Below are 13,265 nucleotides of genomic sequence, written 5' to 3'. Positions count from 1 at the left end.
GCTTTTTATTGCGTGTCGGTTCGGTAGCGGGAGTCGCTGGCCGCCGCCCGCTACGATTTACTTCTTCAAGCCAAAGGTCGCGTCCAGCGTGCCCGGTGCGTCGACCGCCTTGGGTGCGTAGTCCCGTGGGGTTTCAGCGCCTTTGGGCGGCGTCAGGCGTTCGCGCGAGCCCGGCTGGTCATCGTGCAGGGCCGCGAGCAGGCGCTGGCGCGTCAACTCGTCGAGGGCCAGGCGGTTAGCACCCTCGGACAGGTGTTCCTGCACCTCCTGATAGCTCTGGGTGAGCTTCTTCACCAGATTGGCGGTGGTGTTGAAATGCGTCACCACTTCGCTCTGATAGCTGTCGAAGCGTTCCTGAATCTCATCCAGTTGCCGCTGTGTGCGGCTCGGAGCGGCACTGGGAACCAAACGGGCCACCAGGAAACCGATGGTGATGCCAGCGAGCAGGGCGAGTGCTGGTAGTAACCAGGCCAAGAGCGTCTGTTCCACGAGTCCTTCCTCTATAAACGGCTTTGCTTTACGTTAACGGCTCAAACCTGCGCTGTATAGCGCGACGCAAGCCCTGAATAATGGTGTCTGTTGAAGATCGTCGTGAGAGCAGCATAACGCGCGAAGCCCGCAGCAGGTCTAAAGCAGATTCCTAACCAAGACGTGTCGACCCTGGCTGGGGTCACGGAGTTCCCTGTTGTCCACTCGTGAAGTTTCTCTCCTGCTCGATGGCCCCGGCGGCCAACTTGAAGCGCTTTACCTCGACTTGCCCGAGGCCCGCGGCCTGGCGCTGATTTGTCATCCCAATCCGGTGCAAGGCGGGACCATGTTGAATAAAGTGGTTTCGACCCTGCAGCGCACCGCACGCGACGCCGGTTTTGCCACCTTGCGTTTCAACTATCGCGGTGTTGGCGCCAGTGCTGGCACGCACGACATGGCCAGTGGCGAAGTCGATGATGCCGAGGCCGCGGCGAGCTGGCTGTTGGCTCAGCACCCGCAATTGCCCCTGAGCCTGTTCGGCTTTTCCTTTGGCGGTTTCGTCGCCGCCAGCCTGAGCGGCCGCCTGGAGCGGCGCGGAATCGAGGTCGAGCGCCTGTTCATGGTCGCTCCAGCGGTTTCGCGGTTGAATGCGCAGAACCCGCTCTCCAGCACTGGGCGTTTGACTGTGATCCAGCCGGAGCAGGACGAAGTCATCGACCCGGATACGGTTTTCGCCTGGTCCGCGGCGTTCGAGCGTGCCCACGAGCTGTTGAAAGTGGCAGAATGCGGGCACTTTTTTCACGGCAAGCTGACCGATCTGAAGGATCTGATCCTGCCGCGTCTTTAGAACTGATTGCAGCCTGATAAGCGCCCAACCCTATAAGCGATCGCCATGACCACTCGTATCCTTACCGGTATCACCACCACCGGCACGCCACACCTCGGCAACTATGCGGGGGCCATCCGCCCGGCTATCGTCGCCAGCCGTGCCGCCGATGTGGACTCCTTCTATTTCCTTGCCGATTACCACGCGCTGATCAAGTGCGATGACCCGCTGCGCATCCAGCGCTCGCGGCTGGAAATCGCCGCCACCTGGCTGGCCTGTGGCCTGGATACGGACAAGGCGACCTTCTACCGCCAGTCGGACATCCCGGAGATCCCGGAGCTGACCTGGTTGCTGACCTGCGTGGCGGCGAAGGGCCTGCTCAACCGTGCGCATGCCTACAAGGCCTCGGTGGATAAAAATGTAGCGGACGGCGAAGACCCGGATGCCGGCGTGACCATGGGCTTGTTCAGCTACCCGGTGCTGATGGCCGCGGACATCCTGATGTTCAACGCGCACAAGGTGCCGGTCGGTCGTGACCAGATCCAACACGTGGAAATGGCGCGTGATATCGGCCAGCGTTTCAACCACCTGTTCGGCGCCGGGCGTGAGTTCTTCACCCTGCCCGAGGCGGTGATCGAGGCAGAAGTGGCAACGCTGCCGGGCCTCGACGGGCGCAAGATGTCGAAAAGCTATGACAACACCATCCCGCTGTTCGGCAGCGCCAAGCAATTGAAGGACGCCATCTCGCGCATCGTCACCGACTCCCGCGCGCCTGGCGAGGCGAAAGATCCGGATGATTCGCACCTGTTCACCCTCTATCAGGCCTTCGCCAGTGTGGCGCAACAGGCCGAGTTCCGCGCCGAACTGCTCGCCGGCCTGGCCTGGGGCGAAGCCAAGCAGCGCCTGTTCCAACTGCTCGACAACGAGCTCGGCGAGGCGCGCGAGCGTTATCACACACTGATCGAGCGGCCAGCCGACCTGGAGGATATCCTCCTCGCCGGTGCGCTGAAGGCCCGCAAGACGGCCACTCCGTTCCTCGCCGAACTGCGCGAAGCCGTGGGCCTGCGCTCTTTTCGCAGCAACCTGCAGGCCAGCGAAGGCAGCAAGAAGAAAGTCGCCAAAGGCGCGCGCTTCGTCAGCTTCCGCGATGACGATGGCTGCTTCCGCTTCCGCCTGTTGGCCGCCGATGGCGAACAGTTGCTGCTGTCCAAGGGCTTTGCCGATGGTAAGTCGGCTGGCCAAGTCAGCAAGCGCTTGCAGGATGGCGGTGCATTGGACCTGCGTGCTCAGGGAGCGGGTTTTGCGCTCTGGCTGGACGCCGAGCCGATTGGCGAGAGCCCGGCTTTTGCTGATGCGGCCGCCTGTGAAGCGGCCATGCAGCGTCTGCGCGAGGCTCTAGCCCCGCAGTCCGAGTGATTTATCGGCCGGTCGGCAGTGCTGGCCGATTGCCAAGTAACGGGGTCGCCGCTAAAGTGACGACCCCGTTTTTGTGCTTGTGGCGCTCTTAACTATTTTCCGTCCCTGCGTTGTGCCTGAAAGCGCGCCAGGCAAGGCGCAGGCCGCAGGGGATGGTTCACCCTTGCCAAGGCCTGCAACGCAGCATGGCGCGCTGCTTTTGATACAAGGAGCAGGCACAACCCGAAGGGACGGGCCTGCTGTTGCGCAGGGCTGCGTAACTCGTCGTTAATTTGGAACAAAAAATCACACTCCTCGCACCTTGCCCTGCGCAACAGCAGGCTCCGTCGCGGGGTGGTAATTAAGAGCACCCCCTACCGATTATGACTCCCCTCGAGCGATACCAGGCGGACCTGAAGCGTCCCGACTTCTTCCATGATGCGGCGCAAGAGACGGCCGTGCGCCATTTGCAGCGGCTCTATGACGACCTGATCGCCAGCGAGAAGAACAAGCCCGGCTTGCTCGGCAAGCTGTTTGGTAGGAAGGACGAGGGGCCGGTCAAGGGCCTGTATTTCTGGGGTGGCGTCGGTCGCGGCAAGACCTACCTGGTCGATACCTTCTTCGATGCCTTGCCGTTCAAGCAGAAGACCCGCACGCACTTCCACCGCTTCATGAAGCGCGTGCATGAGGACCTGACTTCTCTGAGTGGCGAGAAGAACCCGCTGCAGGCCATCGCCAAGCGTTATGCCGCGGAAACCCGGGTGATCTGTTTCGACGAGTTCTTCGTCTCCGATATTACCGATGCGATGATCCTGGCGACCTTGCTCGAGGAGCTATTCAAGAACGGCGTCAGCCTGGTGGCGACCTCCAACATCGTGCCGGACGGTCTGTACAAGGATGGTCTGCAGCGTGCGCGTTTCCTGCCGGCAATCGCTTTGCTGAAAGAGCACACCAGCATCGTCAACGTCGACAGCGGCGTCGACTACCGTCTGCGTGCCCTGGAGCAGGCCGAGTTGTACTATTGGCCGCTCAACGAGGGTGCCGAAGTCAGCCTGAACAAGAGCTTCGTCAGCCTGGTGCCGGACTGCGTGCAGGCGCAGTTCGATGAAGTGTTGATGATCGAGAATCGCCCGATCCGCTCGCGCAAGGTCTGCGAAGACGTTGCCTGGTTCGACTTCCGCGAGCTCTGCGATGGGCCGCGCAGCCAGAACGACTACATCGAGTTGTCGAAGATTTTCCACGCGGTGCTGATCTCCAACGTCGAGCAGATGGGCGTGCATGAAGATGACCTTGCGCGACGTTTCATCAACCTGGTCGACGAGTTCTACGACCGTAACGTCAAGCTGATCCTCTCGGCCGAAGTCGAGTTGAAGGATCTCTACACCGGCGGGCGTCTGAACTTCGAGTTCCAGCGGACCTTGAGCCGGTTGCTGGAAATGCAGTCCCACGAGTTCCTCTCGCGGGCGCACAAGCCCTAGGGTGCGTGCCGATGAAAAAGGCTGCCGATGGGCAGCCTTTTTTCGTTGCGGCGCTGTTCAGTTCTGCGCGAGTTTCTGCTCGTATTGCTTGAGCAGTTGCCAGGCGTGCGCGACCTCCAGGGCTTCCATGGCATTGATCGGCTTGATCGCCACGGCGCGCTTTAGGTGTTCGACGGCTTTCTGCTCTTCATCGTCGCCATACACGTAGCTCAGGGCGTTGGCGTATTCGTAGTGGCCAATCGGCAGGTTGTCGGCCTGTTTGAAGGAGCGGGCGAAGTAGCTTTCCATGTGGTCCGCGCTGACCCCGTAGGTCATTTTGCCCACCAGCTTGCCGACCTTGCGGATCACCCCGGCTTCATAGCCGCCATACAGGGCGAGGGCGAAGGGTTGTTGCGGCTGCTTGGCCAGCAGGGCATCCAGCTCCTTGGGGATCTGGCTGGTGTAGCCGCGCTTGAGCACCACCGGAACCGACAGTTCTTCGCCGAGGCGCGCCTTGGCATAGACGCGGCCGAACATGGCTGCGGTGTCGGCCTGTACCAGGCTGCCGGCCTTGTCGGTGTAGTCGATCACCTCTTCCAGCAGGCGGTGTTTTTCCTTCTGGTTCGGCACCAGGAACATGGCGTACACCACTTGGGCGAACATCGCCGGAATTTGCCCGCCGACGCCGAGGGCCAGGCCCTGTTTCTTCGCTTCGGCGAAATCGCCACGGAACATCAGGCGCCAAACCTCTTGCAGCTTGCCGGCATAAACCTCGGCTTCTTCCGGTTTTCCGGTGAAGCCGGTGTTGCCCTCCACCGTCATTTCCAGGGCTTTGGGGTAGGTGGTGGCCATGCTCAGCACCCAGTCGGCGTCCGGGAACGGATAGTCGGCGCCGAAACCGCGGGTCAGTTGCGGCCAGGCTTGGCGCAGTTTGTCGCCCGAGTAATCGAAGGCGCTTTGTTCGTAAGGGAAGGGTTTCCAGGTATCGTCCGCCGCAGCGCTGAAGCTGCAGAGGGCGAGCAGGGCAAGTAGATAACGGCGCATGGCAAAGACCTGTTTTTGTTATGAGCGAAGGTCCCCGCAAGGGGGTGCGCCGATCATAGGTCGCCGGACCTGGTGACCCACCCCATCCTAGGAATGGCTGTCCTTGTGCTGGAACTGGCGACGGTATTGGTTGGGCGACAGTTCTGTGTGCTGGCGGAACAGTCGGGCGAAGAAGCTGGCGTCGTCGTAGCCGACCTCGTAGCTGATGGTCTTGATGCTCTTGCGGGTGGCGCTGAGCAGGCCCTTGGCTGTTTCGATCCGTAACCGTTGCAAGTAGTGCAGCGGCTTGTCGCCGGTGGCGGCCTGGAAGCGCCGCATGAAGTTGCGAATGCTCATGCCGTGTTCGCGCGCGACATCCTCGAAGCGAAACTTGTCGGCGAAGTTTTCTTCCAGCCACTGCTGGATTTGCAGGATGGTCACGTCCTGGTGCAGCTTCTGGCCGCCGAAGCCGATCCGCCCGGGCGTATAGTTGCGTTGCACTTCATACAGGATGTCGCGAGCCACGGCTTGCGCGACGCTGGCGCCGCAGAAGCGCTCTATCAGGTAGAGGTAGAGGTCGCAGGCCGAGGTGGTGCCGCCGGCGCAGTAGAGGTTGTCGGCATCGGACAGGTGCTTTTCCTGATTCAGCAGCACCTTGGGGAAGCGTTCGGCGAACTCGCGGAAGAAGCGCCAGTAGGTGGTCGCCTCCTTGCCGTCGAGCAGGCCGGCCTGGGCGATCCAGAACACGCCCATGGCTTCGCCGCAGAGCACGCTGCCGGCGGCATGCTGGCTACGCAGCCAGCTCAGTATTTGTGGATGGCGGCTGCAGAGTGCGTCAAAGTCACCCCAGTAAGCGGGCAGGATGATCACGTCGGCCGGTGCCAGCGCGCCGTCCACCGGCAGGATGACATCGCTGAAGCTGCGTACCGGTAGGCCGTCCGGGCTGACCAGTTGGATCTCGAATGCGGGGGTCAGCCCCAGCCCCTGTTGCCGCCCGTAGCGCAGGCTGGCCATGTGGAAGAAGTCTTTGGCCTGCATCAAGGTGGAGGCGAACACGCCTTCGGTGGCGAGAATGCTGACTCGTTTCAATGCGGCGGATTGCACGGTAGACATGGGGTCGTTGTTCTTATTAGGGGAGAGTGGTCAAGGTCTGGCTGGATCGTCTTATTTTTTGTCGCATGTGTCCAGTGTGTCAGGACGTTTGACTGTCCTACAGTCTGGGCCTGCCAATCCTGGCGATAGACGTTTCTCTGCAGGTGCAACCATGATCCCAAGAACCCTGTTCAGCTCCGACCATGAGCTCTTTCGTGACAGCGTGCGCAAGTTCCTTGAGCAGGAGGCGGTGCCTTTCCATCAGCAATGGGAAAAGGATGGGCATGTCGACCGTCAGCTGTGGAACAAGGCCGGTGAAGCCGGGATGCTTTGCTCGCATATTCCCGAGCAATACGGCGGCATGGACGCGGATTTTCTCTACAGCACGGTGGTGATCGAAGAAATCAGCCGCCTGGGGCTTAGCGGCATCGGCTTCTCCCTGCACTCGGACATCGTCGCGCCGTACATTCTGCATTACGGCTCCGAGGCGCTGAAGCACAAATACCTGCCGAAACTGGTGTCCGGCGAGATGGTTACGGCCATCGCCATGACTGAGCCGGGCGCGGGTTCCGACCTGCAGGGCGTGAAGACCACTGCCGTGCTGGATGGCGATGAGTATGTGATCAACGGCTCGAAGACCTTCATTACCAATGGCTACCTGGCGGATCTGGTGATTGTGGTCGCCAAGACCGACCCCAAGGCTGGCGCCAAGGGCACCAGCCTGTTCCTGGTGGAGGCGGGGATGCCGGGCTTCGCGAAGGGCAAGCGACTGGAAAAAGTCGGCATGAAGGCGCAGGACACCTCCGAACTGTTCTTCCAGGATGTACGCGTGCCGAAGGAAAACCTGCTGGGGCAGGCCGGCATGGGCTTCGCCTATCTGATGCAGGAGTTGCCGCAGGAGCGTTTGACCGTGGCGCTCGGCGCCCTGGCCTCGGCCGAGGCCGCGTTGCAGTGGACGCTGGACTACACCCGTGAGCGTAAAGCCTTTGGCAAGGCCATCAGTGACTTCCAGAACACCCGCTTCAAGCTGGCGGAAATCGCTACTGAAGTGCAAATCGGCCGGGTTTTCGTCGATCGCTGCCTGGAGTTGCACCTCAACGGCAAACTGGACGTACCGACCGCGGCGATGCTCAAGTACTGGAGCACCGATATGCAGTGCAAGGTGCTGGATGAGTGCGTGCAGTTGCACGGTGGCTACGGCTACATGTGGGAATACCCGGTGGCGCGGGCCTGGGCCGATGCACGGGTACAGCGCATCTATGCCGGCACCAACGAGATCATGAAGGAAATCATCGCGCGTTCGTTGTAACGCGCCGGTTCAGGGTGCCGGGTTGGGTTGTGCCTTGTGGATCGCCTCGATGGCGGTGAGTACCTCGTCGCTCAACTTGAGTTCAGTACTGGCGAGGTTGCTTTGCAGTTGCTCAAGGGTCGTCGCGCCAATGATGTTGCTGGTGACGAAAGGTCGCGCGGTGACGAATGCCAGGGCCATCTGCGCGGGATCAAGTCCGTACTCTCGGGCCAGGGCGACGTAGCGCGAGCAGGCAGCCTCGGCCTGCGGGTTGGTGTAGCGGGTGAACCGGCTGTACAGGCTGATGCGCGCATTCGCCGGGCGGGCGCCACCCTCGTATTTGCCCGAGAGCATGCCGAAGGCCATGGGCGAGTAGGCCAGCAGGCCACATTGTTCGCGCAGGGCGACCTCGGCGAGGCCGACTTCGAAGGTTCGATTGAGCAGGTTGTAGGGGTTCTGGATCGACACGGCGCGCGGCCAGCCGCGATTTTCCGCCAGTTGCAGGTATTTCATGGTGCCCCAGGGCGTCTCGTTGGAGAGGCCGATGTGGCGGATCTTGCCGGCTTTCACTTGTTCGTCCAGCGCGTCCAGGGTTTCTTCCAGGGGCGTGAAGCTTTCTTCCTTGTGCTGGTAACCCCGTTGGCCGAAGAAATTGGTGCTGCGCTCGGGCCAGTGCAGTTGGTAGAGATCGATCCAGTCGGTTTGCAGGCGCTTGAGGCTGGCATCCAGTGCCGCGCCTATGTGGCTGCGGTTGTGCTTGAGCTGGCCGCCGCGGATGTAGTCGATGCCGTTGCCGGGGCCGGCGATTTTGCTGGCCAGCACCCAGTCCGCACGATTGCCGCGAGTTTTGAAGTAGTTGCCGATGATCTGCTCGGTGCTGCTATAGGTGTCGGCGCGTGGCGGTACCGGGTACATCTCGGCGGTGTCGATGAAGTTGATGCCGGCAGCGCGGGCCATATCGATCTGGGCAAAGGCTTGATCCTGGGTGTTTTGCTCGCCCCAGGTCATGCTGCCCAGGCAGATCGAGCTGACGCTCAGGTCGGTGCGGCCGAGCTTGCGAAACTGCATAAATATCTCCTCGCGCAAAACTGCCATCAAATCAGGTTGAAATTTTTCGTGCAATCGGCATAATTCCGCAGCTGTTTTCGGCGGGGGATGCCAAGCCTGCCGAACTGGCCGTACGGACGTGATGACCCGAGCCCCCGATAGCGTCCGTCTCTGGCTGTCTTTGACTTGTCAAAGCACGCACTATTCAGTAAGATCCGCCGTCTCATTTCAGGGCGGCCCCTGAGGCTATTAAAGAATGAAAACTTTTACTGCTAAACCGGAAACTGTTAAGCGCGACTGGTTCGTCGTCGACGCTGCAGGTCAGACTCTGGGTCGTCTGGCCACAGAAATCGCTAGCCGTCTGCGTGGCAAGCATAAAGCCGAATACACCCCGCACGTTGATACTGGCGACTACATCGTCGTGATCAATGCTGAGCAGGTGCGTGTAACCGGTGCTAAGACCACCGACAAAATGTACTACTCTCACTCCGGTTTCCCGGGTGGCATCAAGTCGATCAACTTTGAAAAGCTGATCGCCAAGGCGCCTGAGCGTGTGCTCGAGACCGCGGTTAAAGGCATGCTGCCGAAGAACCCGCTGGGTCGCGACATGTACCGTAAGTTGAAAGTGTACAAGGGTGCCGTGCACCCACACACTGCTCAGCAGCCCCAAGAACTGAAGTTTTAACGGAATAGTTCATTATGTCGGCGACTCAAAATTACGGCACTGGCCGTCGCAAGACTGCAACCGCTCGCGTTTTCCTGCGTGCAGGTACTGGCAAGATCTCGATTAACAACCGCACCCTGGAAAACTTCTTCGGTCGCGAAACTGCCCGCATGGTAGTTCGCCAGCCGTTGGAGCTGACTGAGACTGTCGAGAAGTTCGACATCTACGTCACCGTTCTCGGTGGTGGTGTTAGCGGTCAGGCTGGTGCAATCCGCCACGGCATCACTCGTGCCCTGATGGACTACGACGAATCTCTGCGTCCTGCTCTGCGTAAAGCTGGCTTCGTGACTCGCGATGCCCGTGAAGTTGAACGTAAGAAGGTCGGTCTGCGTAAGGCGCGTAAGCGTCCGCAGTACTCGAAGCGTTAATTCGCTCCTGCGTTCAAAAGCGCCCAGTTTCCTTACGGAGCTGGGCGTTTTTTATGGGCGTCACTTTTTATCGATGAAAATGCTGGTTGCGACAACTTGCCGCAGCGGCAAATCCCGCGTCCGACAAGGGGTTCAGCCATTTTGTATCCAGTAATTGCCTTGTCAGGAATGGGGCTTTTCTTTACCATTTGGCAAATTTTTTGCGCGGCTTGATTTTTACTTAGTAGACGCCTGAATAACAGGCCACAAAGCTGATGGGAGACGACTGAATGAGCAATGACGGCGTGAATGCAGGCCGACGTCGCTTCCTGGTAGCGGCCACTTCTGTGGTGGGTGCTGCTGGAGCGGTGGGTGCTGCGGTCCCGTTCGTGGGGTCATGGTTCCCGAGTGCCAAGGCCAAGGCCGCCGGTGCGGCGGTGAAGGTGAACGTGAGCAAGGTCGAGCCTGGTCAGCAGATGATTGCTGAGTGGCGCGGCCAGCCGGTGTTCATCGTGCGCCGTACCGAGGAGATTCTCGGTAACCTGGTCAAGATCGAAGGGACCCTGGCTGACCCGACGTCCAAGGCGTCTACTCAGCCCACCTACGTGGATCCTGAAGTGCGCTCGATCAAGCCGGAAATCCTGGTGCTGGTCGGTATCTGCACGCACTTGGGCTGCTCGCCGTCCTTCCGCCCGGAAGTGGCGCCGGTGGATCTTGGTGCCGAATGGGTGGGCGGTTATTTCTGCCCGTGCCACGGTTCTCGCTACGACCTCGCCGGTCGCGTCTACAAGTCGCAGCCCGCTCCCTTGAATCTGCCAGTGCCGCCGCACTCATATGAGTCGGACGATGTCATTGTCATCGGTGTGGACCAGGAGAAAGCCTGATGAGCAAATTCATGGAATGGGTTGATGCGCGCTTTCCCGCCACAAAAATGTGGGAAGACCATCTCAGCAAGTACTACGCACCGAAGAACTTCAACTTCTTCTACTTCTTTGGTTCCCTGGCGTTGCTGGTGCTGGTCAACCAGATCGTCACCGGCATCTGGTTGACGATGAGCTACACCCCTTCGGCGGAAGAGGCCTTTGCCTCCGTCGAATACATCATGCGTGACGTGGAATATGGCTGGATCTTGCGTCTGCTGCACTCGACCGGTGCTTCGGCATTTTTCATCGTGGTGTACCTGCACATGTTCCGTGGCCTGCTCTATGGCTCCTACCAGAAGCCGCGTGAGCTGGTCTGGGTATTCGGCATGCTGATCTACCTGGCATTGATGGCAGAGGCCTTCATGGGCTACCTGCTGCCTTGGGGGCAGATGTCCTACTGGGGGGCCCAGGTGATCATCTCGCTGTTCGGTGCCATTCCGGTGATCGGTGACGATCTGACCCAATGGATTCGTGGCGACTACCTGATTTCGGGGATCACGCTGAACCGCTTCTTTGCGCTACATGTGATCGCACTGCCGATCGTGGTGCTTGGTCTGGTGGTACTGCACATCCTGGCGCTGCACGAAGTGGGTTCGAACAACCCCGATGGCGTGGATATCAAGAAGCACAAGGATGCCAACGGCGTGCCGCTGGACGGTATCGCGTTCCACCCGTACTACACCGTGAAAGATATCGTCGGCGTGGTGGTGTTCCTGTTCATCTTCTGTTCGATCGTGTTCTTCTTCCCGGAAATGGGCGGTTATTTCCTCGAGAAGCCCAACTTCGAAGTGGCTAACGCCTTCAGGACGCCTGAGCACATCGCCCCGGTCTGGTACTTCACGCCGTTCTACGCGATTCTGCGGGCGATCCCGGACAAGCTGGCTGGCGTAATCGCCATGGGTGCGGCGATTGCCGTGCTGTTCGTGTTGCCGTGGCTCGACCGTAGTCCGGTCAAGTCCATGCGCTACAAGGGCTGGCTGAGCAAGATCTGGTTGCTGGTGTTCTGTGTTTCCTTCGTGATTCTCGGTGTGCTGGGTGTTCTGGCGCCGACTCCGGGGCGGACGCTGCTGTCGCAGGTGTGTACGTTCCTGTACTTCGCGTACTTCATCCTGATGCCGTTCTACACCAAGCTTGAGAAGACCAAACCGGTTCCGGAAAGGGTGACTGGCTGATGAAAAAGCTATTTGCTGCACTGATTTTCGCTGTATTGCCGGCTATTGCCTTCGCCAGCACTGGCGGTGGCCACGCGCTGGATGAAGTCGATATCGACCTGGCCGACAAAGCCGCCCTGCAGGATGGTGCGCGGACTTTCGCCAACTACTGCATGGGTTGCCACAGCGCCAAGTTCCAGCGTTACGAGCGCGTCGCCGATGACCTGGGGGTTCCGCACGAGTTGATGCTGAACAATCTGGTATTCACCGGCGCCAAGATCGGCGACCTGATGAAGATCGGCATGCAGCCGGCCGACGCCAAGAGCTGGTTCGGCGCTGCGCCACCCGATCTGACCCTGGTGGCTCGTGTGCGTGGTACCGACTGGCTGTACACTTACCTGCGCAATTTCTATGAAGACCCGACGCGTCCATGGGGTGTGAACAACAAAGTGTTCCCCAATGTGGGCATGCCCAACGTGCTGGTCGGCCTGCAAGGTCGCCAGGTCGTGGGTTGCAAGCAGGTGCAAGTGGTCGAGCATGGCAAGAAGCAGTACGACCCGTTGACCGGGACGCCGCTGACTCATGAAGCCTGTGATCAGCTGACCATCGTGCCGAAAACCGGCAAGTTGAACGAGGCCGAGTTCGACGAGAAGGTCAAGAATCTGGTGACCTTCCTGGCCTATTCGGCCAACCCGGTGAAACTGCAAAGCCAGCGCATCGGTACTTACGTGCTGCTCTATCTGGCCTTCTTCTTCGTGTTTGCCTACCTGCTCAAGCGCGAATTCTGGAAGGACGTGCATTAACTAGCTGTATTCTCCGCTGTCGACGTACGCGCCCACTTTGGGCGCGTACGTCTTTCTGCTTCTGATAACTTTAACAAGCGAGGAGGACCGCCATGGGCGTGACCAATCGGTTGGCCTGTTACTCCGACCCCGCCGACCACTATTCCCATCGTGTACGTATCGTGCTCGCCGAGAAGGGTGTAAGCGCCGAGATCATCAATGTCGAGCAGGGTCGTACGCCGCCCAAGCTGATCGAGGTGAATCCCTACGGCAGCGTACCAACCCTGGTCGATCGTGATCTGGCGTTGTATGAATCGACTGTGGTGATGGAATATCTGGACGAACGCTATCCGCATCCACCCTTGTTGCCGGTTTATCCGGTGGCGCGGGCGAATAGCCGGCTGCTGATTCATCGTATCCAGCGTGACTGGTGTGCGCTGGTGGACCTGATTCTCGATCCGCGCAGCAAAGAGCCGGCCCGCGTTCAGGCGCGCAAGGAGCTGCGTGAAAGCCTGACGGGTGTTTCGCCGCTGTTCGCCGACAAGGCATACTTTCTCAGCGATGAGCTGAGTCTGGTGGATTGCTGCCTGTTGCCGATCCTCTGGCGTTTGCCGAAACTAGGGATCGAGTTGCCCAAGCCGGCCAAGCCGCTACTGGATTACATGGAGCGCCAGTTTGCCCGCGAGGCCTTCCAGGTCAGCCTGTCCGGCGTCGAGCGGGACATGCGCTAAAGCTTAAGGAG

Annotated in this window: 14 protein-coding genes; 10 read left to right on the top strand and 4 right to left on the bottom strand. The window is 59.9% G+C overall.

Annotation, left to right across the window (positions count from 1 at the left end; all coding sequences use genetic code 11):
- Positions 1–57: 57 nt before the first annotated feature.
- Entirely contained in the window at positions 58–489 is a 432-nt protein-coding gene (locus tag AC3IYG_RS18065; protein ID WP_489310745.1) for a Z-ring associated ZapG family protein, read from the bottom strand.
- A gap of 196 nt (positions 490–685) precedes the next feature.
- Between AC3IYG_RS18065 and AC3IYG_RS18060 the strand changes: the two genes are divergently transcribed.
- The 3 genes from AC3IYG_RS18060 (at position 686) to zapE (ending at position 4,167) form a co-directional block, all read left to right on the top strand.
- Positions 686–1,315, top strand: a complete 630-nt coding sequence (locus AC3IYG_RS18060; protein WP_489310743.1) for an alpha/beta hydrolase — start codon at positions 686–688, stop codon at positions 1,313–1,315.
- 45 nt (positions 1,316–1,360) lie between these two features.
- Positions 1,361–2,710: a tryptophan--tRNA ligase gene (locus AC3IYG_RS18055; RefSeq protein WP_489310742.1), complete on the top strand. Its 1,350-nt coding sequence runs from the start codon at positions 1,361–1,363 to the stop codon at positions 2,708–2,710.
- A 362-nt stretch (positions 2,711–3,072) separates the two neighbouring features.
- Complete coding sequence (zapE, locus tag AC3IYG_RS18050) at positions 3,073–4,167, top strand: cell division protein ZapE (protein WP_489310740.1); 1,095 nt, start codon at positions 3,073–3,075, stop codon at positions 4,165–4,167.
- 57 nt (positions 4,168–4,224) lie between these two features.
- Here the strand turns inward: zapE and AC3IYG_RS18045 are convergent, their stop codons facing one another.
- Both AC3IYG_RS18045 and AC3IYG_RS18040 read right to left on the bottom strand, forming a co-directional pair.
- Positions 4,225–5,190: a hypothetical protein gene (locus AC3IYG_RS18045; protein ID WP_489310739.1), complete on the bottom strand. Its 966-nt coding sequence runs from the start codon at positions 5,188–5,190 to the stop codon at positions 4,225–4,227.
- Between the two features lie 87 nt (positions 5,191–5,277).
- Entirely contained in the window at positions 5,278–6,183 is a 906-nt protein-coding gene (locus AC3IYG_RS18040) for a GlxA family transcriptional regulator (RefSeq protein WP_489313953.1), read from the bottom strand.
- A 250-nt stretch (positions 6,184–6,433) separates the two neighbouring features.
- Here AC3IYG_RS18040 and AC3IYG_RS18035 point away from each other — a divergent pair, with 250 nt between their 5' ends.
- On the top strand, positions 6,434–7,570 hold the full coding sequence (locus AC3IYG_RS18035; protein ID WP_489310737.1) for an acyl-CoA dehydrogenase family protein: 1,137 nt from the start codon (positions 6,434–6,436) through the stop codon (positions 7,568–7,570).
- 9 nt (positions 7,571–7,579) lie between these two features.
- Here the strand turns inward: AC3IYG_RS18035 and AC3IYG_RS18030 are convergent, their stop codons facing one another.
- A complete protein-coding gene (locus tag AC3IYG_RS18030) occupies positions 7,580–8,617 on the bottom strand; it encodes an NADP(H)-dependent aldo-keto reductase (protein WP_489310735.1) in 1,038 nt (345 codons plus the stop codon).
- 235 nt (positions 8,618–8,852) lie between these two features.
- On the opposite strand from AC3IYG_RS18030, the gene rplM reads away from it, so the two are divergent.
- The 6 genes from rplM (at position 8,853) to AC3IYG_RS18000 (ending at position 13,254) form a co-directional block, all read left to right on the top strand.
- Positions 8,853–9,281, top strand: coding sequence for a 50S ribosomal protein L13 (gene rplM / locus AC3IYG_RS18025; protein ID WP_119952216.1), 429 nt, complete (start codon positions 8,853–8,855; stop codon positions 9,279–9,281).
- Between the two features lie 14 nt (positions 9,282–9,295).
- Positions 9,296–9,688 (top strand): 30S ribosomal protein S9, encoded by a 393-nt coding sequence (rpsI, locus tag AC3IYG_RS18020; RefSeq protein ID WP_489310733.1) that lies wholly within the window; start codon positions 9,296–9,298, stop codon positions 9,686–9,688.
- Positions 9,689–9,957: 269 nt separating this feature from the next.
- Positions 9,958–10,551, top strand: coding sequence for a ubiquinol-cytochrome c reductase iron-sulfur subunit (gene petA / locus AC3IYG_RS18015; protein ID WP_489310731.1), 594 nt, complete (start codon positions 9,958–9,960; stop codon positions 10,549–10,551).
- Positions 10,551–11,762 (top strand): cytochrome b, encoded by a 1,212-nt coding sequence (locus AC3IYG_RS18010; RefSeq protein WP_489310729.1) that lies wholly within the window; start codon positions 10,551–10,553, stop codon positions 11,760–11,762. The genes petA and AC3IYG_RS18010 overlap by 1 nt, the downstream gene beginning before the upstream one ends.
- Positions 11,762–12,544 carry a cytochrome c1 gene (locus AC3IYG_RS18005; RefSeq protein ID WP_489310727.1) on the top strand — a complete coding sequence of 261 codons (783 nt, stop codon included), beginning with the start codon at positions 11,762–11,764 and terminating at the stop codon, positions 12,542–12,544. Before AC3IYG_RS18010 ends, AC3IYG_RS18005 begins: the two co-directional genes overlap by 1 nt.
- 92 nt (positions 12,545–12,636) lie before the next feature.
- Complete coding sequence (locus AC3IYG_RS18000; protein ID WP_489310725.1) at positions 12,637–13,254, top strand: glutathione S-transferase N-terminal domain-containing protein; 618 nt, start codon at positions 12,637–12,639, stop codon at positions 13,252–13,254.
- The last annotated feature ends 11 nt before the right edge of the window (positions 13,255–13,265 follow it).

The sequence above is a fragment of the Pseudomonas sp. KH_027 genome (genome assembly GCF_057838565.1).
Note: the sequence above shows the minus strand (reverse complement) of the source record. Positions and strands in the feature narration are given on the sequence as shown.